This window comes from Sporosarcina sp. ANT_H38, assembly GCF_008369195.1.
Taxonomy (GTDB): Bacteria; Bacillota; Bacilli; order Bacillales_A; family Planococcaceae; genus Sporosarcina.
Window position 1 is genome coordinate 408990 of record NZ_VOBC01000001.1, and the last position, 20204, is coordinate 429193.

At 40.9% G+C, this 20204-nt stretch carries 18 protein-coding genes; 10 read left to right on the forward strand and 8 right to left on the reverse strand.

What is annotated here, in order from left to right; genetic code table 11:
• Positions 1 to 139: 139 nt before the first annotated feature.
• Both FQ087_RS02055 and ccpA read left to right on the forward strand, forming a co-directional pair.
• Positions 140 to 1225, forward strand: coding sequence for a bifunctional 3-deoxy-7-phosphoheptulonate synthase/chorismate mutase (locus tag FQ087_RS02055; RefSeq protein ID WP_149578896.1), 1086 nt, complete (start codon positions 140 to 142; stop codon positions 1223 to 1225).
• A gap of 741 nt (positions 1226 to 1966) precedes the next feature.
• Positions 1967 to 2965 (forward strand): catabolite control protein A, encoded by a 999-nt coding sequence (gene ccpA / locus FQ087_RS02060; RefSeq protein ID WP_149578897.1) that lies wholly within the window; start codon positions 1967 to 1969, stop codon positions 2963 to 2965.
• A 56-nt stretch (positions 2966 to 3021) separates the two neighbouring features.
• On the opposite strand, the gene FQ087_RS02065 is transcribed toward ccpA, so the two are convergent.
• From FQ087_RS02065 to FQ087_RS02075, 3 genes are read right to left on the reverse strand one after another with little or no spacing between them, the layout of a single operon-like run.
• On the reverse strand, positions 3022 to 4188 hold the full coding sequence (locus FQ087_RS02065) for an acetoin utilization protein AcuC (RefSeq protein ID WP_149578898.1): 1167 nt from the start codon (positions 4186 to 4188) through the stop codon (positions 3022 to 3024).
• Positions 4185 to 4832, reverse strand: a complete 648-nt coding sequence (locus FQ087_RS02070) for an acetoin utilization AcuB family protein (RefSeq protein ID WP_149578899.1) — start codon at positions 4830 to 4832, stop codon at positions 4185 to 4187. Before FQ087_RS02070 ends, FQ087_RS02065 begins: the two co-directional genes overlap by 4 nt.
• Before the next feature lie 15 nt (positions 4833 to 4847).
• A complete protein-coding gene (locus FQ087_RS02075; RefSeq protein ID WP_149578900.1) occupies positions 4848 to 5480 on the reverse strand; it encodes a GNAT family N-acetyltransferase in 633 nt (210 codons plus the stop codon).
• 176 nt (positions 5481 to 5656) lie between these two features.
• On the opposite strand from FQ087_RS02075, the gene acsA reads away from it, so the two are divergent.
• On the forward strand, positions 5657 to 7375 hold the full coding sequence (gene acsA / locus FQ087_RS02080; RefSeq protein WP_149578901.1) for an acetate--CoA ligase: 1719 nt from the start codon (positions 5657 to 5659) through the stop codon (positions 7373 to 7375).
• Positions 7376 to 7426: 51 nt separating this feature from the next.
• Here acsA and FQ087_RS02085 read toward each other — a convergent pair whose 3' ends face one another.
• Positions 7427 to 10357: a transglycosylase domain-containing protein gene (locus FQ087_RS02085; protein ID WP_255452118.1), complete on the reverse strand. Its 2931-nt coding sequence runs from the start codon at positions 10355 to 10357 to the stop codon at positions 7427 to 7429.
• A gap of 415 nt (positions 10358 to 10772) precedes the next feature.
• On the opposite strand from FQ087_RS02085, the gene tyrS reads away from it, so the two are divergent.
• A complete protein-coding gene (gene tyrS / locus FQ087_RS02090) occupies positions 10773 to 12038 on the forward strand; it encodes a tyrosine--tRNA ligase (RefSeq protein WP_149578902.1) in 1266 nt (421 codons plus the stop codon).
• 234 nt (positions 12039 to 12272) lie between these two features.
• On the opposite strand, the gene FQ087_RS02095 is transcribed toward tyrS, so the two are convergent.
• Both FQ087_RS02095 and FQ087_RS02100 read right to left on the reverse strand, forming a co-directional pair.
• The gene (locus tag FQ087_RS02095; protein WP_149578903.1) at positions 12273 to 13085 is read right to left on the reverse strand and encodes a cobalamin-binding protein; all 813 of its coding nucleotides are present in this window, start codon (positions 13083 to 13085) and stop codon (positions 12273 to 12275) included.
• Between the two features lie 177 nt (positions 13086 to 13262).
• Positions 13263 to 13613, reverse strand: coding sequence for a tyrosine-type recombinase/integrase (locus FQ087_RS02100; protein WP_149578904.1), 351 nt, complete (start codon positions 13611 to 13613; stop codon positions 13263 to 13265).
• Between FQ087_RS02100 and FQ087_RS22290 the strand changes: the two genes are divergently transcribed.
• The 4 genes from FQ087_RS22290 to FQ087_RS02115 all read left to right on the forward strand — a co-directional run bounded on the left by FQ087_RS22290 (position 13540) and on the right by FQ087_RS02115 (position 14914).
• Positions 13540 to 13737, forward strand: a complete 198-nt coding sequence (locus FQ087_RS22290) for a hypothetical protein (RefSeq protein WP_188006732.1) — start codon at positions 13540 to 13542, stop codon at positions 13735 to 13737. The two genes, FQ087_RS02100 and FQ087_RS22290, sit on opposite strands and share 74 nt — an antisense overlap.
• A gap of 215 nt (positions 13738 to 13952) precedes the next feature.
• Positions 13953 to 14174, forward strand: a complete 222-nt coding sequence (locus FQ087_RS02105; RefSeq protein ID WP_149578905.1) for a transcriptional regulator — start codon at positions 13953 to 13955, stop codon at positions 14172 to 14174.
• Complete coding sequence (locus FQ087_RS02110; RefSeq protein WP_149578906.1) at positions 14174 to 14560, forward strand: YhjD family protein; 387 nt, start codon at positions 14174 to 14176, stop codon at positions 14558 to 14560. The genes FQ087_RS02105 and FQ087_RS02110 overlap by 1 nt, the downstream gene beginning before the upstream one ends.
• 90 nt (positions 14561 to 14650) lie before the next feature.
• Positions 14651 to 14914: a YolD-like family protein gene (locus FQ087_RS02115; protein ID WP_188006612.1), complete on the forward strand. Its 264-nt coding sequence runs from the start codon at positions 14651 to 14653 to the stop codon at positions 14912 to 14914.
• A gap of 552 nt (positions 14915 to 15466) precedes the next feature.
• On the opposite strand, the gene rpsD is transcribed toward FQ087_RS02115, so the two are convergent.
• Entirely contained in the window at positions 15467 to 16069 is a 603-nt protein-coding gene (gene rpsD, locus FQ087_RS02120; RefSeq protein ID WP_149578908.1) for a 30S ribosomal protein S4, read from the reverse strand.
• Positions 16070 to 16415: 346 nt separating this feature from the next.
• On the opposite strand from rpsD, the gene FQ087_RS02125 reads away from it, so the two are divergent.
• On the forward strand, positions 16416 to 18284 hold the full coding sequence (locus FQ087_RS02125) for a sensor domain-containing diguanylate cyclase (protein ID WP_149578909.1): 1869 nt from the start codon (positions 16416 to 16418) through the stop codon (positions 18282 to 18284).
• Positions 18285 to 18349: 65 nt separating this feature from the next.
• The gene (megL, locus tag FQ087_RS02130) at positions 18350 to 19561 is read left to right on the forward strand and encodes a methionine gamma-lyase (RefSeq protein WP_149578910.1); all 1212 of its coding nucleotides are present in this window, start codon (positions 18350 to 18352) and stop codon (positions 19559 to 19561) included.
• Between the two features lie 144 nt (positions 19562 to 19705).
• Here the strand turns inward: megL and FQ087_RS02135 are convergent, their stop codons facing one another.
• Positions 19706 to 20185: a GAF domain-containing protein gene (locus FQ087_RS02135; protein WP_255452119.1), complete on the reverse strand. Its 480-nt coding sequence runs from the start codon at positions 20183 to 20185 to the stop codon at positions 19706 to 19708.
• Between the last annotated feature and the right edge of the window lie 19 nt (positions 20186 to 20204).

A 20204-nucleotide genomic window follows, 5' to 3' on the forward strand; every position in this document is an offset into this window, starting at 1 on the left:
TGTCTAGTATTTAAAAGAATAAGTAGAAATAACGTGACTTTTCAAATAGTCTTCTTTATACTTAGGTCTATTATCAAAAATGTAACATATATTCTTCTCTTCTGAAAGAGAATTATATATACGGGGAGGAGACGGACATATGAGACAAAATGATTTAGATGAATTACGCGGCCGTGTAAACGAGCTGAATGTTAAGGTTTTGGATCTTATTAACGAAAGAACAACTGTAGTCCAAGAAATTGGTAAAGTAAAAGAAAAGCAGGGTGTTAATCGATATGATCCGATTCGCGAACGTGAAATGCTTAACTTCTTAAAAGAATCTAATAATGGTCCGTTACCTAACGGAATTCTTGAACAGATTTTCAAAGGGATATTTATGTCTGCACTTGAGATCCAGGAAGACGACCAACGAAATGCTTTGCTTGTTTCCCGTAAGAGAAAAGCCGAGGATACGATTGTTGACATTAATGGCCATAAAGTGGGGGACGGAACACCGTCATTCATATACGGTCCATGTGCAGTTGAATCGTATGAGCAGGTTTTAGCTGTTGCATTGTCCATCAAAGCTAAAGGTTTAACGATGATAAGAGGTGGCGCATACAAACCTCGTACATCTCCATATGATTTCCAAGGTCTAGGCCTTGAAGGCTTGAAAATACTTAAACGTGTTGCTAATGAAACAGGTCTTTCGGTTATTACGGAAATCATAACGCCGTCACATCTCGAAGAAGCACTTGAATACATCGATGTCGTGCAAATTGGTGCACGTAACATGCAAAACTTCGAATTGCTGAAAGAAGCTGGAATGATTAATAAACCAGTTCTCTTGAAACGTGGGCTTGCAGCGACTATCGACGAGTTCATTCATGCAGCTGAATATATTCTTTCAAAAGGTAATAGCCAGATTATTCTTTGTGAACGTGGTATCCGTACATATGAACGGGCAACCCGCAATACGCTAGATATTTCAGCCGTTCCAATTCTGAAGCAAGAAACACATTTACCAGTCTTTGTTGACGTCACTCATTCAACAGGCAGAAAAGATTTATTACTGCCAACCGCAAAAGCTGCGATAGCAGTTGGTGCAGATGGTGTCATGGCTGAAGTTCACCCAGATCCAGCCGTTGCGTTGTCCGATTCTGCACAACAGATGGATCTGCAACAATTTGATGAGTTTTATGATAAGATTAACGAATTCATGAACACGCACACAACAATCTCATGAGTAGACGCCGGGCCTATAATGGTTCCGGCGTTTTGATTACATAAGATCACGTCTGTTGATTGACCAATTACTTGTATAAAACACTGGTAAGTAAGATTTGAACACCTCAATTTTCACTGGACCACATCCGGCTCGCTTTTGGCGAAATAATCACGACACCATTCCCGAGGAATCGCAGTTCATTCCACCTCGGTTATCCTGTTGCGAATAGCTGCCAGTCGCGTTCCTACATTATTTAAGTGGAAAATGCAGTTGCTTTGAAAGAAACGAATAGAATAGATGACTTTCTATAGAGATTGTAAGTGCCCGAAGATACAATTTCGGGCACTCTAGCACGTTGTACAATGTGATCTTTACTTACTTTTAGCACGGAGTATACTTATTATCATGCGATGGTCTATAAGAAAAATTACTCTTTCTTAAATAAAAAAGACAAAACAATGTAGAAGGCTTCAGCCGCCAAAATTGTATCTTTGGCGGCTTTATCCAGATAAGAAGGCCAGCTATTCTTTCGTTCCGAAAAGCTTTAGCACTTTGTGTGCATATGCCTTTGGGGGATGAACGACAAACATATAGATCAAGATATTCAGATCATCGTTTAAGTGTCGTTCAATTCAAAGCAATCCAAAAGTAGCTGTACACGAGCGCCTAGTGTTTGATTCAGTTATTTACTAGTTACTTTTGGTTAATCAACACATGTGACATAAGGTATAATGAAGGTATATGGAGGGAGGAATTTTAATGGCTATAACGATTTACGACGTTGCCAGGGAGGCCAATGTTTCGATGGCGACGGTCTCCCGTGTCGTTAACGGCAATCAAAATGTAAAGCCCGCAACGAGGAAGAAAGTTCTCGACTGCATCGAAAGACTAGGCTATCGACCGAACGCTGTTGCAAGAGGTCTTGCCAGTAAAAAGACGACAACAATTGGTGTTATTGTTCCTGATATTTCGAAAAGTTTCTATTCAGAGCTTTCCCGTGGTATAGCGGACGTTGCGACGATGTATGAATACAATATAATTTTATCGAACTCTGATGAGCGCACTGATCGAGAAGTAGAATTGATAGAAGACCATCTTGGTAAACAGGTGGACGGCCTTATTTTTATGAGTGATTCGATTTCTGATGAAGTTCGTGCTGAAATGTCGACTGCGAATGTACCAATCGTTTTGGCTGGAACGCTGGACGTAGAAAAACAGTTAGCAACGGTGAATATTGATTATGAAGAAGCTGCTTATGTGGCGGTTAATAAATTAATTCGAAATGGTCATACCAAAATCGTTTTTGTTTCAGGGCCATTTACAAGAGATATCAACCGTATCAGTAAAAAAGTGGGTTACATAAGAGCCCTCCAGGATGCGAATATTCCAGTTGATGAGCAATTCGTCATTGAAATGGAAGATACGTACGACGGTGCATATGAAGGTTGGAAACAAATTCGTGAATTGCAGGGTCAACCAACTGCTATTATTGCAGGAAGCGATGCAATTGCTGTCGGACTGCTAAATGGAATTCGAGATGGCGGACTATCTGTACCTGAAGATTACGAACTCATCTGTTTTGAACATTCTATCTTGGCAAGGGTAGTAAGGCCGCAACTTACTTCGATTGTCGTTCCCCTTTATGACTTAGGTGCAGTTTCAATGCGTTTGTTGACGAAACTAATGAACGGGGAAGAGGTTGAAGAGCAACAGGTCATTTTACCTTTCCGGCTTGAAGAACGTGATTCCATGAAATGAAAAAAGAGCAATTCTATCAATCGGTTAGATCTGATTGAAGAGAATTGCTCTTTTTATCATTTGTCGATTTGTTCGTTGCGGATCATATGTAAGGCCCGACTAAGCATTTGCGCATTTTTCTCGTTTATTTCTTCTTTTCTTGGAATTGGTTCATAAAGTGGTACGGGATCCTCCCATGTTGGAATAAGTGTAACGGGAGATTGTCCCTGCCATGTTGATAGCCAGTCCTCAGGTAGGGGGCCAGTAGGTGCAGTGACATTTTTCATGGCCAACCAAATATGAGCCCAAGCCCTTGGGACAACGCGCCAAATATCATAGCCGCCACCACCAACGGCAATCCAGCGACCTTCACAATATTCTTCAGCGATTTCGCGTGCAACACGTGGAATTTCTTTGTAAATATCCATCGTCCCATAAAGGTGAGTCAAGGGATCAAAATAATGTGCGTCCGCCCCATTTTGTGTCAAAATGACATCTGGTTTGAAAAATTCAGTCACTTCTTTCATGGCTGTTTTATAAATAGAGAGAAACGACTCATCCTCCGTAAAAGCGTCTATCGGGAAATTGAAGGAAGTACCATAGCCGGCACCATTGCCACGTTCGGTAATATTTCCGGTTCCAGGAAACAGATAACGACCAGTTTCGTGGATGGATAGTGTACAGACTGTCGGATCATCATAGAAGCTCCATTGTACGCCATCTCCATGATGGGCGTCTGTATCGATATAGAGAACGCGTGCCCCGTACTTTTCTTGTAAGTACTTTATAGCAACTGAGCTGTCATTATAGACGCAAAAGCCAGACGCACGTCCATGAAATCCATGATGTAGACCTCCGCCGAGGTTCAATGCATACTTAGAGCGTCCTTGCATCACTTCATCTACCGCAGTCAGTGTACCGCCGACTAGCATGGCACTGGCTTCATGCATATTTGGAAAGATTGGGGTATCTTCTGTACCGATACCGTAAATACCACCCACATCTTCAAGTAGTTCACCTTTTCCTGCCTTTTTTACGATGTCAATAAATTTCTTGTCATGAGCGAGAAGTAATTCTTCGTCTGTAGCCATACGAGGTGCGATGATATCGCTGTCCTGAATGGACCCGGATTTCTTTAAGAGATCGAGGGTCAACAGAATTCTTTTTTGGTTGAACGGATGTGAATCAGAAAAAGAGTACCCAAGTTGTTCTTCCGAAAAGATGAAAACAGCATCTTTTTTCATAAGTCAATGCCTGGAACGTTTGGCCATAGGACGTCAAATCCACTATCCTTCAGTCCTTGAATAATTTTGAGTGGATTCATCGAATTAATCCGGATGACAAGAATCTTATTTGCTTCGTTCTCTATATCGGGATAGACAAGTACACTCAAAACGTTAATTTTCTGCTCGTGGAATACTTTGGATACTTCGAAAAGAATTCCGGGTGTATTAGGGACGCGCACTTCTATTTGTGAACCGGGCTGATGTGCACCCGTTAGTTCAATATATTTGTAAAGTAAATCTGTTTCTGTGATGATTCCAACCAATTTATTATTTGACACAATCGGTAATGAACCAATTTTATTATCGTAAAATAGTACCGCTGCTTCTTCAACAAAGTCCATTGGATGTCCAGTAATCGGATTTTTTGTCATCACTTCCGAAAGCAAAGTTTCATACGGGCTATTGTCAACTATTTCGGAAATGGAAGATGGAACAACTTCTTTCAAATCTCGATCCGTCACAATGCCAACTACCGTGCCGTCCGCAGATAGGATTGGCAAGTGTCGGATTTTTTTGTCCCGCATAGCGTCAAGTGCATTTTTTACTGTATTTTCCGGCGACAGTGTTAATACGTCCTTAATCATTATTTCTTCAATTAACATTCAATTACCCCGCTTTCAATACATGAATCGGTTCATGAATCGTAAACCGTCAAATTTTTGTACAGATTCCTGATCAATCCTTTTTCCGATACGTGCCATCAAGCAATTGGCTGGGTGAGAACTTATTTCAGGATCATCGGTGGCGTAATATTCTAAACCGCCGGCATTCATCATCTTCTCCATTATTTTTCTGTATTCCCACACATTAAGCTTCGTACCTTTCAAATCCCAGTGCCAATAATATTCAGTTGTCAGAATAATATAATCTTCCATTGCATCATCCATCATAGAAACACTTAAAAGTGATTTACCGACTCCGCCAGCCCTGAATTTCGGAATAACTTCAATTGCCCCAAGTTCGATTAAATTCTCTATTTTCCCTTGCGACCACCGTTCCAGGAGATCTGGATACAAATAAGTTACGTAACCCACAATTTCATTTGAATCGCGAACGATTAAAATACGACCTTCCGGGAGTCCTGCAATTTCAATGAGTGCCTTGTGTTGCTGTGCAGGAGGTCTGAAAGCAACAAGATCTTTGTGAAAGTCTAAGTTAGTCAGGTATTCTGCAGTAATGGGCCCCTCAATAACAATGTTTCCATTCTTATGTTTTATCTCCATCGCGTTATATGTTTTTATATGTTCCAATATGATCACCTCCATATATGATATAAACCTACTACCTAGTATACAACAATATTGATAAATAATAGCCAGTTGATTGCTACAAATTTAAAAATGTTGGAAAAGTAAAATTAATTAGACAACTAGGTTTAGAGTGAGGTAGAATGATAGTATATTGTAGTTCTGAAAGGGTGAAATGGATGGTAATGAAAACGTTGCCCGCAGTTCATGGGGATTATCAGTTAGCAGATTATGACCGTACAGTTGCAGATTTTAAATGGGGGGATATAGAAAAAGAATTCAGTTGGTATGAAAGCGGACTCATGAATATTGCTCACGAAGCGGTTGATCGTCACGCAGACTCTTATCGAAAAAATAAAGTTGCACTCTATTATAAAGATGCGAATCGAAAAGAAACCTATACGTATAATGAAATGAAAAAGATGTCTAATAAAGCAGCAAACGTATTGCGTAACCAGTCGCCACTTGAAAAAGGGGATCGGATTTTCATCTTTATGCCACGCTCACCGGAATTGTACTTTTCGCTATTGGGTGCATTAAAATTGGGTGCTATCGTCGGACCGCTTTTTGAGGCATTCATGGAAGGCGCTGTTTATGACAGATTGTCTGATAGTGAAGCGACTGCAATCATCACGACGCCTGAACTTCTTGAACGGGTTCCGGTCGACAAATTACCGCATTTAAAAACAATCTTTATTGTAGGAGAAAATGTTGTAGAAGAAGGTCTAATTGTTGACTTCAACAAGCACATGAAAGACGCTTCTCAAACTTTCCAAGTCGAATGGATGGAAAGAGAAGACCCAACACTTCTGCATTATACTTCCGGTTCAACAGGAAAACCAAAGGGCGTCGTACATGTGCAGGAGGCGATGGTACAGCAATTGCAGACGACACGGTGGGTTCTGGATCTGAAAGATGAGGACATTTTCTGGTGTACCGCAGATCCTGGTTGGGTGACAGGCACAGCTTATGGTATTTTCGGGCCGATGCTTGCTGGGGCGACCAGCCTGATTCTTGGGGGCAGATTTTCGGCAGATGCTTGGTATGGAGCAATTGAGGAATATGGTGTCACGGTTTGGTATAGTGCGCCGACGGCATTCCGAATGCTTATGGGAGTAGGGGAAGGCCCACTAAGCAATTTCGATCTTTCATCACTACGCCATATTCTTTCTGTGGGTGAACCGCTTAATCCGGAAGTAATCCGTTGGGGGTCTGAAGCGTTTAAATTACGCATTCATGACACATGGTGGATGACGGAAACAGGCGCACAAACAATCTGCAATTTCGGATGTCTGCCAATTAAACCTGGATCAATGGGTAAACCGGTTCCTGGTATTGAAGCAGCAATCGTTGATGATCAAGGAAATGTATTGCCTCCAAATCATATGGGTAACTTAGCTATTAAAAAAGGATGGCCAGCAATGATGCGTAAAATATGGAATAATCCAGAAAAATATGCATCTTACTTTATCAATGATGAGTGGTATGTTTCGGGTGATTCAGCATATATCGACGAGGAGGGATATTTCTTTTTCCAGGGCCGTGTCGACGATGTAATAATGACGAGTGGAGAACGGGTAGGACCTTTCGAAGTTGAGAGCAAACTACTTGAGCATCCTGCGATTGTAGAAGCTGGGGTTATAGGTAAACCAGACCCGGTTCGCGGCGAAATTATTAAAGCTTTTGTAGCGCTTCATGAAGGAATTGAGCCAACAGATGAATTAAAAGAGGACATACGACAATTTGTAAAAAAAGGATTGGCGGCACATGCTGCTCCACGTGAGATTGAATTTAAGGATAAATTACCGAAAACACGAAGCGGAAAAATTATGCGACGTGTGTTAAAAGCTTGGGAATTGAATTTGCCGACAGGTGACCTGTCGACAATGGAAGACTAACGCCGAGCAAAAAAGAGCTTATCCGCTATCAATAGCGGACAAGCTCTTTTTTTATTCACCACCAGTTTCGTCATCTCCGCCAGTTGGCGGCACCGTACCTCCATTACTTCCGTCCCCATTACCAGGAGGCGGAGTGGTAGTTGGTGGAGTAGTGACAGGTGGTATGTTTTCAGTAGGCGTTTCGATAACTTCCTCTTCAACAACTTCTTCTTCAGGTTCAGAACTTGCAGGGGTGACCGTATTAGAAACATTCGAAAGTCTTCCGGTAATATCGATAGCCTTGACTGAGTATGAGCCGGTACCGACAGAAAAAGTATTCGAAGAATCGTCTCTAACTGTACCTATTTTAACATTATTTTCATAAACGTAGTACCCGATCACATCATTGGAAGGTGAATCGCTCCACGTTATTGTCGTTCCATTCAAAACGATATTTACAGGTGCAGGAGCGACATCGTCGGCATTAAATATAGCCCCAGACACGATATGAGACGCGAAAGCTGAGTTCATTGGAAACAGTTTTGAAGCGTCGCCTTTCCATGGCCCGAGCATACGGTCGATGAACAACTGGTTAACACCTGTGCCACCTGATGATACAAATTCGCTAGGTGTCGATGGAAGTGCAAGGTACCTCGTTCCTTTAACAGATACATAAGAAGAAGAGGTGATGCTGTCATCCGGTTTTGTGGGTAACATCGCTTTTGAATTGAATAAATCTGTTTTCACAAGCCCTGCTGCCGAACATTCAACAGAAGGAGCAAGACCAGAAATGCCACAGAAAGATTTTTCAACGACACCGTCAGGACGACTGAATTTTGTAGAGGCCCCGATTACATCTGGTGCTACTTCGTTCGCGGCATTCATAATACGAGCGAAAAGCATGCTTGTCCGTGTTGAAGGGTGCAATGTTTGCTTTTCCAATCCATAATAGAGACTTCGAGTACGATCTTTATATCCAAGCCAAACGCCAAGAGAAACGTTGGGATTATAGCCAACGAGCCATGCATCGCCGTATCCTTGTGTTGTTCCTGTTTTGGCTGCAAGGTCCATGTTGAAATTCATATTTTGCGGAACTTGAGCACCTGTCCCACCAGTTTTTACAACATCACGTAACATATCTGTGATGATATAACTTGTTTCAGGGCTGAATACATCAACGGGTTCGATTTCATGCTGATAGACGATATTGCCATCAGTATCCTCAATTTTCTCTATCATATAAGCGTCAACAAATTGTCCGTCATTTGCGAATGTTGAAAATGCATTCGTGTTTTCCTCAACGCTCATCCCGATATCCATTCCGCCATATGATGTGGAAAAGTTGACGTAGTCACCAGGAACAAGTTTCGAGATGCCCATCTTTTCTAGGAATTCAGCGGGTCGTCTGTCAACAATATCTCGGTATAATCTTGCTGTCGCTAAGTTTAAAGACCTTGAAAGAGCTTCTCGCGCTGGGATAATTCCAGCTTCCAACGTTTTTGTATAGTTATTCGGAGACCATACGGAACCGTCCCCCTGTTGTACATTAAATTTCACATCGACGACAGGACTTCCAGCTCCGATGACACCGTATTCGATAGCTGGTGCATAAACGAGAAGTGGCTTCATTGCAGATCCGTTCTGTCTATATGCTTGAGTCGCGTGGTTAAGTGCTTCATGTTCATGTCCGCGTCCACCGATGAAGGATAGAATTTTACCAGTGCTGTTTTCAATCATAATTGAACCAACCTGTACCGGATCCTCCTCCAACTCAACTTCGCCAGAATCAGAATCTTTCACTTCTCGTGTATATGTGAATCCGTAATGTTCGAAATTATTACCAACTTCACTCATCTTGTCATATAGATCCTTATTAACGGTAGAGTAAATTCTATACCCATCATTTTTCATTGAACGAGTAGCAAGTATGGAGTACTTTTCCATTAGTTTTTTTTCTTGTTCTAGACGTTCCACATCGATGCCATCTTTTGCTGCGATGATTTTCGCGAGTATAACGACGGTGCGATTCTGGATTTCTTGTGTCAAATAAGGGTATCTTTCATTCGCTCGTAGTACAGGATCACGAAAATCTTTCGTAATATCGTAAACGATTGCTTCTTTGTATTGCTGTTCAGTTATGTAACCAGTTTCTTTCATTCTGAAAAGAACTGTTTTCATCCGATCGATTCCTGGCTTTAAGAACTCTTCATCTTTCAACCCTCCACCGCTTTTGAAAGGTGTGTAAGCAAAAGGTGCCTGGGGAATTCCTGCGATGAAGGCGGCCTGTGGTAAATTCAATTTCACCGCTTTTGTAGCGAAAATACCGCCAGCTGCAGTCTCGATACCTGCAATATTCTGCCCATTTGAATTACGTCCGTATGGAATAATGTTCAAGTAAGCTTCAAGAATTTCATCCTTTGTCATGAAATGCTCGATTCTCATTGCCAGTAGCATTTCTTTTGCTTTCCGTTCGTATGACACTTCGTTTGTCAAAATTTGATTTTTGACAAGCTGTTGTGTCAATGTTGAACCGCCTGTCTGGCTATCTGAGTTCGTTACATCCTGTAATAGTCCACGAAAAATTGCTTTAGGGACAATGCCCTCATGTTGTTCGAAATACTCATCCTCTGTGGCAAGTACCGCATCTATAACATGGGATGATACGTTCCCGAGTTTTGTCTCGCGTCGTTCTATATCAGAGTTGACTTTACCGATATAGACGTTGTCCGCAAGGTAAAGTTCGGATGTTTCTTCGTAAGTGAAGATTGCATCACGCATTTCCTGTTTGGAGCGGAGTGGTTCTTTGGCCACTAATGAAGCGAAATATCCTGCACCGACTGAACCGGCAAAAACAGTAAGCGTCAATCCCACTATAATGAATAGTAGAAAAAGGTTCCAGGTGACACCTGATGTGATTCGCATCCCTTTTGCCCATTTCGTTTTATTCAACGTTTCAAGCTTCTCTTCTATTAAATCAATTCGATTCTTTTGATGTTTACTCACTAAAATCAACCTCCTGAAATCTTATCTATTATATCACATTTCCATAACTGCCAATCAATAATGTTTGACAACTTTGGAATATCAGTTAGAATTATTGATACATATACTTTCACATGTTGAATGAGTCGAAGTAGTGGTTGTGGAACCGTTTAGAGAGGCAGCGGCTGGTGAAAGCTGTTCGGTAAACTAATCATGAATTACAGCTCTGGAGTGTGACGCGTGCGCAGTGTTATTGCGTTTTGAGTGGAGAATTTTTTCTCAAGCCGGGTGGTACCGCGTTAATACGATAATTAGCGTCCTTGCATGATTTATTAAAATCGTGTAAGGGCTTTTTTGTTGTCTAGCTTTAGGTACTAGGTGCAACGACGCCCAATGGACGCGGTGCGTTATTACTTGAATTTCAGGAGGAGTTAAGATGAAAGAGAAATTGATGGAAGATTTAAAGTGGAGAGGTTTACTATACCAACAAACGGATGAAGCGGGTCTTGAGGACTTGCTAAACAAGGAAAAAATTTCTCTGTATTGTGGCGTTGATCCGACTGCGGATAGCATGCACATTGGACATATCGTCCCACTGCTAACACTTCGCCGTTTCCAAATGCATGGGCATCGTCCGATCCTACTTGTCGGTGGAGCTACGGGTATGATTGGAGATCCATCAGGTCGCTCTGAGGAAAGACAGCTCCAAACGACTGAACAGATTGATAAAAATGTTGCTGGGATTAAGAAACAAATGGAGCAGATTTTCGATTTCAATTCAGAAAATGGCGCGCAAATGGTGAATAACAATGACTGGGTCGGTTCGATGAGCGTCATCGAATTTTTACGCGATTTTGGTAAGTTATTAGGCGTTAACTATATGCTAGCGAAAGACAATGTTGCATCACGTCTTGATAGTGGAATTTCCTTCACTGAGTTTTCTTACATGCTCATTCAAGGGATTGACTTCAATCATTTATTCAATAATTATGGCTGTAGAGTTCAAATTGGTGGATCTGATCAGTGGGGCAATATTACGACAGGGCTTGAAGTGATTCGTAAAACGCATGAAGAAGAAGTGAAAGCTTTCGGTATCACAATCCCACTAGTTACGAAAGCAGATGGCACGAAATTCGGTAAAAGTGCGAGCGGAGCAGTATGGCTTGATGCAGAAAAAACATCTCCATATGAATTCTATCAGTTCTGGATCAATACAGCTGATGCGGATGCCGTCAAATATATGAAAATATTTACGTTCATAGAGCGTGAAGAAATTGAGGCATTTGAAATTACGATTCAAGAAGAACCACATTTACGGAAAGCACAACTTAGACTGGCAGAAGAGATGACACGTCTGATTCATGGTCAGGAAGCGCTTGACCAGGCAATCCGTATTTCGAAAGCATTATTCAGTGGTGATTTGAAAACACTCACTGCGAATGAAATGAAAGACGCATTCAAAGACGTTCCTTCGTTTGAAATGGCGAAAGAAGATAAAAACATCGTTGACTTTATCGTCGATTCTGGCGTGTCGCCATCAAGACGACAAGCTCGAGAAGACGTGACAAATGGTGCGATTTCATTAAATGGTGAACGGGTGACTGATACAGCTTACGAGGTCAGCGCAACAGATCGTCTTGAAGATGCGTTTACAATTGTTCGACGCGGCAAGAAAAATTACAAAATGGTGAAATTCGTTTAACTATAAAAGAATAAATGGTCAGCTAACAATTGACATTCTACTAAGGGACGATTGCACCGAGAGATTAAAAAAAGTTTAGGATTATTGTTATGGATTTTCACGGCAAGTCATAAAACTATGATGGCAACGTTGAGAACTGTCACAGCAAAAGTAACAACTCTCTTCAAGAAGTTTCGAAATAACAATGCAAAAGGCTGTTTTCCCGATCAAGAAGGGGAAAACAGCCTTTTCGTTCTACGCGTTTCTAACCCACTCAGGTAACTCCAAATTTGCATATACTTCCGGGTGTATCATTTTTGCTAATTTTAAAGCGCCTTCAAGGAGTCGTGGGGAAGGGCGGCAATACAGTTCTTCTTCCATTACTGAAAAGCGGTCATTTTTCACTGCAGCTAACTCTTTCCAACCGGGCCGTTTCAGAACGACATCTTTTTTCACTTTATTGATTCGGACGCCAACCCATGCAAGAAGGATATAATCAGGTTCTCTTTTTAGCACATCCTCCCAGTCAGTTTGGACACTGGCAAGTTCGACGTCGCGGAATTCATTCAAACCGCCGGAAATAGTGCTTATTTCAGTCAGCCAATTAATCTTACCGGGTGTAAATACGGGTTTTGGCCACCATTCCCAGTATAAAGAAGGAGTAACTTCGACTGTTTGAGCACGTTTTTTCATGTCTTTAATAAATAACAGATATTCCTCTTTAATTTGAAGTGCGTGCTCTTCAATTCCGCATGCTTTTCCGACTGTTAACAAATCTTCTGCGATATCATCCAGGCTTTGCGGATCTAACACTAAGTGTGGAATCTTTCGCTTCTCGAGTTCTGCGATATTGTTTTCCATTCCAGGAACACTGAGTGAGGCAAGCACTAAGTCCGGCTTATATAATTCTAATTTATCCATATCAATCGACAAATCGGGACCGAGACGGGGGAGGCTATTAATGCTTTCTGGCCAATCAGAAAAATCATCAACTGCAACGAGTTGATCGATAAGCCCGAGATAGGCCAGTAATTCAGTGTTACTTGGACAAATCGAAACAAGTTTCATATTAACACCTCATAATTCGTAGTATGTACAGTATATCACGAAAAAAAAGAGCCCTGTGAAGGGCTCTTTTCCAAAGATGCTATTAACGTGAGTAATATGCAACAGTAAGTAAAACCCCGATGGCAGTTGGATTCGAGGAGGCTAAATGCGAAAGCTCCCCCAATACCTCCCCCAAATCTACAAATTCATTGCATAACTGAAAGCCTCAACGGACTCTATTTCTAACTCTCTAAACGAGTGACCGTAAACATCCAGTATCATCGCCGGAGTATTTCCCAACCGATCATCAATAGTTTTTAACGATTTTTTTTGCCCGATAAGAATTGTCGCGTGGGTATGTCGTAATCCGTGCGGTGTGATTCTTTTGGTTTTCGTTTTCTTTTCGATTCTATCAAAACAGGCAGATAACGTATTATCTCCGATGAAGGTACCGCCACCAAAGGAGAATGAGGAATTGAAATTTTTAAACCCAACAATAAAAGCAGAGACTGAAGCGTCATTACTGAGTAAAGCGCATCGCCAAATCATCGTAACTGCAGCTATTGAAACTGGGGCTCATGCATCATGGGCAGAGAAGTTAGCAAATAACACACTCACAGATACGGATGTATTGGGGTTAGCGGTTCAGTATACGGTTTCGGTAAATAAGTAACTCAAAGAAAAGCGGAACCTCCACAGATTTGATTGTGGTAGGCCGCTTTTTTTATTTGCCAAGACACAGTCATCTATTCTTGGTTTACATACATAATTCACTTATCCTTACCAAAGTAAACGTGAAAAGATTATTTGGTAATATTTAATGATTTCTGCTATACAGTTGCAATAAGAACAATAGTTCTATATGCTGAAAAGAAAAGAGGAACGAGTGTGCGTAATCAGATAGTTAAGTCCGCAGAGTACAATCAAGTCCTGGATATGATGTACTTAGCAAAGGACGGTCAAATCAGCAAGCGGAGAATCAATGTATTACAGATTGGCGAGGCATCATTTCGCGCATACTGTTTTCTACGTAAATCCAAGCGGACTTTTACTATTATTAATGTGCTGGCACTCGTTCCCATCGTACTTAAAGAAAGCAGGGTAATCTAATGCCGTTAATCCCAGGAGAAGCATTACCGTATTTCGAGAACATGATTTATTTACCGATGATCACTCAGATTTTGGAAAGAGATAGGGGGACGATTGAGATAAGTTCGTTAAAACTTAAAGGGCCATATATCAATATTGTTGAAAGAGCACTAAAGACTGTTCGGGCTGATTTAAAAGAAACAAATACTTATGCAAGAAGTAAAAACATGAAGTTAATTAAAAAGGGAAAAGACGGTTCATTTACCGATTACACTTTTATTCACGGGGGCTACGTAGATCATCGGCGGTACCTGAACGTAAGACTACGTAATCGGACAGAAGAATTGATAAATGAGTACTTTGTAACGACAGGAAATCAAAACATTAAAGGAGCTACTACAACGTGATTGATCAGAGCGCTGAAAAGTTGGCCATATCGCTGATGTTCCGGGAACACCTAGTGGAATTAAGAGACTGGTACAGAAAGGATGATGAAAATGACAGCAATCCCAAAACCACCGAAATCAAAGGTTGTGGTAGGACCGAAACTAACAGAAACCGACTTTCTTGAAATCAGCGAGAGAATAGGGGAATCAAAGGAATTCAATATAGAGGTAGAAGTTACGATATATGCTCAAAAGCGTTATGAGTCAGTTACAGGGATCGTTATAGAAATCGATGGTCAACAAGGTAAATTGACGCTGCAAATGGGCTACGAAAGCATAAAAATCAACATGAATAATATCGTGAGTGTGAAATGAGATGTTAGAAAATATTCGTGATAGAGGTACGAGAAAATGGGCTGCTATGATGCTGCCAGAAAATCTTGTCGATTTGGATAAATAGGATGGATAAGGATCATTACGAAAAACGACCAGAGCTCAGTGAGTAGGACTTGCAATCGACTCAGTATGAACTGGAAGTGTCATATAAACTAAAGTGCCAGACTATTATCGAAGCATGGAATAATGGAAAGAAAATGACTCGTGGTGGAATAATAGAAGTGTATGATTTGCGGTCCGAGAGTATTGTGCTCGATAACCCATTTGGAACTGAGAGGATTCCGGTGTCGGAAATTATAGGTGTGCAGTGTGCGGAATGATTATAATAGAATGAACAGCCACCAACTCGATTGAGAAGGTGGCTGTTTTATGTTATGAGTCGTGCGCCTGCCAGCGTTTTGGAAGGCTCATCCAAGCGTCCCCTAATTCAAAGGAAACCGATTCATAGGAATTAATAGAAAAAAACCCCGGAAACGTTGATTTTACTCAACTTCCGGGGTTTTAGATACTGCTGATTGCATCACGTATTAATTAACGTGAGTAGAATTCAACGATAAGTGATTCGTTAATTTCTGCTGCAAGTTCGCTGCGCTCAGGCATACGTACGAATTGACCGACTTTAGTGTCTTTGTTGAATGTAACGTATTCAGGAACATAGCTGTTCACTTCAAGCGATTCATTAACAACATCAAGGTTTTGAGATTTCTCACGAAGAGAAATTTCTTGACCAGGTTTAACGCTGAAAGAAGGGATGTCAACGCGTTTACCATCAACCATGATATGGCCGTGGTTTACAAGTTGGCGTGATGCACGACGTGTGCGTGCAAGACCCATGCGGTATACAACGTTATCAAGACGAGTCTCAAGAAGAATCATGAAGTTAACACCGTGTTTACCAGGCATTTTACCAGCTTTGTTGAACATTGTTTTGAATTGACGTTCGTTTACGCCAAACATAAAACGAAGTTTTTGTTTCTCTTGTAATTGCTTTCCGTATTCAGAAAGTTTTATGCGTTGGTTAGGACCGTGTTGTCCCGGACCGTAAGGGCGTTTTTCGATTTCTTTTCCAGTGCCTGTAAGTGAAATCCCAAGACGACGGGAAAGTTTCCAAGATGGACCTGTATAACGAGCCATGAAAGACTCCTCCTCTATTGTTGGTTTTATTTTGTTGTAAAATAAGAACCAGATGTGTTCAATCCAAATGCCATTCTATCATCTTGCATCCTCGCCTCCGCAGCCAGGAAGTTACTCGATGCACCTTAAAAAGGAATAGACTGGACAATCTGAAACACACAACTGCTGCAACTATTTTACACAAGTTTTATCATAACAATTATAGAGGTAAGAGTCAAGCGCTATCCTTTAAAAACGAAATAAGTCAAATGATCTATATAAAGTATTGGCGTATATAGTTCAAATGTATTACAATTAAGTGAGATTAATTAGAACCTTCATATAAATTAAGGATAGGGGTGATTATGTGACGGATCATCAATTGACAATGTATAAAATTAAAAGTGATTTGATGGATTTATGGGCCGAAGATACTGCTTTGCAATCTTATGAGCGATGGTTTGAGGTATTGAAACCGATACTAAAGAATCATTTTTGTATTGTGGAAGCGGATTTTTTCGTATATGTAAATAATGTTTTCATGCCTCTTAGAGGGCATAAAGCTGTTTATAAGAGGGAAAACGTCATAACTTTTGATGCATTGAAAACTGGGGAAGAGGTTAACCGTGCATCTTTAATTTCACAAGTGCGAGAAAAAGGGTACGACTATACAGACGACTTTCTTTTATTCCAAAATTTGAACTCTGAACCTCTTGGACTGTTGATTCTGAAATCTACTGTTGAATGGGGTGCTTTCAGTGCATCACCCTACTCGTACGAGCTTGAAAAAGTAGTGTGTCATCTCATAGACAGGGTCAGGAAGATAGTCTTTCTAATGAAAGAAGAAAAAAGCTCCAGGCATTTGTTTGGCGTCACCGAATTATTCAATTCGACGATGCAAAGTAATGTAATATTGGACGGTGTGGTCTCTGCGATATCTAGAACTTTCCCAACATCCGATGTGGGACTACTTTTATCTCATGATCAAAAAGTAGTGACGCATAACTATAAGTTAATTGATTACATTAATGAAAGACCGTCTACAATGAATACGTTCTTATCAGGCGAAATGACAAACGAAGTAATGTCTGATTTGTCCTGCAAGTTGATTAATGCGCCAATCAAAGGAAGACAAGGTGTCTATGGTGTGTTGCAAATTAAAGCGCCAGTTGACTTCGTTTTTTCATCGACACAGAAAAATTTTGTCGGTAGGGTAGTGAATGCAGCAGGAAGTGCACTGGAAAAAGCGATTCTACATGATCAGTCACACCGAGTTATCGAAGACTTACAACTAGTCAATGAAACGTCTAGGAAATTAAACAGTAATATGAAATTTGGAGAAATGACGGAATTTTTAAAACGACAATTGCAAAAAGCATTTCGACCAACTGAAATTGCGTTCGTTTTTTACGATGAAAAAGATAGCTATGATATCTCTCAATTAAGTACGGATTTTTTTGGAACTGAATCAGGAAAAAAATATATTGGATTTGCATCGAAACACTTGCGAAGTGGGAAAGAAGCTTTATTCAATGCGAACTTCAGCAGTATAATGAACGAGTCTAATTGTTACGATTCAATCATTGCGATTCCAATTATGAATCAAGAGATACTTACAGGCTTTGTTGTATTATTGCATAAAGAACAGTACTTCTTTTCTTTTGACAGCTTCAAGCTAATGCAATCTCTAATTGGACATTCTTCGCTTGCACTTGCAAACTCAGTATTACGCGACCAGCTACAGGACCTTGTCGATAAAGATCATCTAACCAAGCTCTATACAAGGAGTTATGTGGACAATATTATTGAAAAGTCCATTGCTGATGATGAAATGGGTGTCTTTATTCTATTAGATGTCGATGATTTTAAGCATGTAAACGACACATATGGTCATGTAGCAGGGGATGATGTGTTGAAGCAGATTGCTTCTTCCATCCTATCAGAAGTATCCAGCAAAGGGATTGCTGCAAGGTGGGGCGGAGAGGAAATCGCTATCTTTTTGCCGTTAACAGAATTTCAAGAGGGTGCATTATTTGCGGAACGTCTAGTCCAACTTATTCCTACTACGACTGAACCCTCGGTTACTGTATCAATAGGGATGCATAACTGGACTTCGAAAGGGTATTCAACTTATAAAGAGTTGTTTCAGAAGACTGACAAAGCACTTTATACGGCAAAAAATAATGGTAAAAACCAAGCTGTAATTCATAAAGAAACCAGACTTGCCTTCTTCTAACTGCGTTTGAAGAGTAAACTGATAGAGAAGGAATGAGAGTATTTGAAAACATAAGGGGGATGGAAATGGGCAAAAAAAATCTTCACAAAGATACGGTCGTTATCCATGAAGGGTATGATGACAGAGAACATCAGGGAAGTTTAGCGGCCCCGCTTTACCAAACGTCGACCTTTGCGTTTGAAACAGCGGTGCAAGGGGAAAATCGCTTTTCAGGTGCTGAGAAAGGAAACGTTTATTCTAGACTCGGAAATCCGACTGTCCGCGTGTTAGAAGAACGTATGACAGCACTTGAGAACGGCAAAGGCACACTTGCGTTTGGCTCGGGTATGGCGACAGTCAGTACGATTCTTGTTTACTTGACGAAATCGGGCGATCATATTCTGTGTTCTCGAGGGATTTATGGTTGCACATTCGGACTTCTTGGTATGTTAGATCAAAAATACAATATCACGCATGATCTTATTCAGATGAAGACGGAAGAGGAAATTGAACGAGCAATTAAACCGGAAACAGTCTGTATATATATTGAAACGCCTATCAACCCGACAATGGAACTTGTTGATCTACACGCAGTTGTCAACGTAGCCAAACGTCATGGACTTCGAGTAGTAGTTGACAATACCTTTTTGTCACCCTATTTACAAAACCCGCTCGATATCGGCGCGGATTTCGTTTTGCATAGTGCTACAAAATATATTAACGGTCACGGAGATGTCATAGCCGGGCTTCTCGTTGGAGCTGACAAAGAAGAGATGGAGTCAATTCGTAAGTCCGTGCAGAAAGATTTCGGGGGTATTATATCGCCATTCGATGCTTGGCTTCTAATCCGAGGATTGAAAACATTATCAGTTCGTATGGAACGTCATACTTTGAATGCAGAAAGAATATTTGCTTTTCTTAAAGGTCAGAAGCTTGTTGAAGAAATTTATTATCCGTTCGATGAAGATAATCCGCAATATGAATTAGCGAAACGTCAAATGAGAGCAGGAGGCGGACTTATTTCATTTGCAATTAAGGGCGGAAAAGAAGGCGCTCAGTTGTTCATGGATAGCCTTTCCCTTATTAAAATTGCAGTCAGTCTGGGAGACGCAGAAACGCTTATCCAGCATCCTGCAACGATGACTCATTCAGTTATTCCAGAGGCGGAACGTCTGCAGATGGGTATCACAGATTCTTTGCTTAGGCTTTCAGTCGGTCTTGAACATGCAGATGATCTCATAGCTGACTTCAAGAAGGCATTCGCGGTCATGGAAACGGCAATTACGAAACAGGATTAACATAAGAATAGCGTTAGGCGCCTGGATTCTTGACGTGAAATCCCTTTGGTGTAATATAACTACCGTCCAGATTTAATAACTTCCTAAGCGATAATGAAAACTGCCTTGACCACCGATTGTCTGGCGAGCGAGGCAGCTTCTTGTTCAAAGATGTTTGACTAGAACTTCTACTAATTGTTCAAGTCCAGCTTGATCTGCTTCAGTGAAACGGTTCAGCTCGGGGCTATCAATATCTAGGATGCCAAGTAAGACACCATCTTTAATAATCGGAATGACGATTTCAGACTGTGAAGCTGCATCGCATGCAATATGTCCTGGGAAGGCATTAACGTCAGGGACAATGATTGATTTTTTCGTTTCAGCCGCTGTTCCGCAGACGCCTTTTCCAAGGGGAATGCGTATACAAGCTGGAAGACCTTGGAAAGGACCTAGCACTAGTTCACTTTCATCCATTAAGTAAAATCCGACCCAATTGACGCGGTCGAAAAATTGATTGAGTAATGCGGACGTGTTACTTAAGTTGGCGTAGATATTTTTCTCGCCTGTCAGCAATGCGTCTAATTGACTTGTGAGTTGTTGATACTTTACATTTAAATCATTAGCGTAGTCAATTCCTTGAAACAAATAGAACACTCCTTTAAGA

What these genes read in the sequence shown, in the direction of transcription:
- FQ087_RS02055 (WP_149578896.1), top strand. Translation starts at nt 140, where the DNA reads ATGAGACAAAATGATTTAGATGAATTACGCGGCCGTGTAAACGAGCTG.
- ccpA (WP_149578897.1), top strand. Translation starts at nt 1,967, where the DNA reads ATGGCTATAACGATTTACGACGTTGCCAGGGAGGCCAATGTTTCGATG.
- FQ087_RS02065 (WP_149578898.1), bottom strand. Translation starts at nt 4,188, where the DNA reads ATGAAAAAAGATGCTGTTTTCATCTTTTCGGAAGAACAACTTGGGTAC.
- FQ087_RS02070 (WP_149578899.1), bottom strand. Translation starts at nt 4,832, where the DNA reads ATGTTAATTGAAGAAATAATGATTAAGGACGTATTAACACTGTCGCCG.
- acsA (WP_149578901.1), top strand. Translation starts at nt 5,657, where the DNA reads ATGGTAATGAAAACGTTGCCCGCAGTTCATGGGGATTATCAGTTAGCA.
- tyrS (WP_149578902.1), top strand. Translation starts at nt 10,773, where the DNA reads ATGAAAGAGAAATTGATGGAAGATTTAAAGTGGAGAGGTTTACTATAC.
- FQ087_RS02095 (WP_149578903.1), bottom strand. Translation starts at nt 13,085, where the DNA reads ATGAAACTTGTTTCGATTTGTCCAAGTAACACTGAATTACTGGCCTAT.
- FQ087_RS02100 (WP_149578904.1), bottom strand. Translation starts at nt 13,613, where the DNA reads ATGATTTGGCGATGCGCTTTACTCAGTAATGACGCTTCAGTCTCTGCT.
- FQ087_RS02110 (WP_149578906.1), top strand. Translation starts at nt 14,174, where the DNA reads ATGCCGTTAATCCCAGGAGAAGCATTACCGTATTTCGAGAACATGATT.
- FQ087_RS02115 (WP_188006612.1), top strand. Translation starts at nt 14,651, where the DNA reads ATGACAGCAATCCCAAAACCACCGAAATCAAAGGTTGTGGTAGGACCG.
- rpsD (WP_149578908.1), bottom strand. Translation starts at nt 16,069, where the DNA reads ATGGCTCGTTATACAGGTCCATCTTGGAAACTTTCCCGTCGTCTTGGG.
- megL (WP_149578910.1), top strand. Translation starts at nt 18,350, where the DNA reads ATGGGCAAAAAAAATCTTCACAAAGATACGGTCGTTATCCATGAAGGG.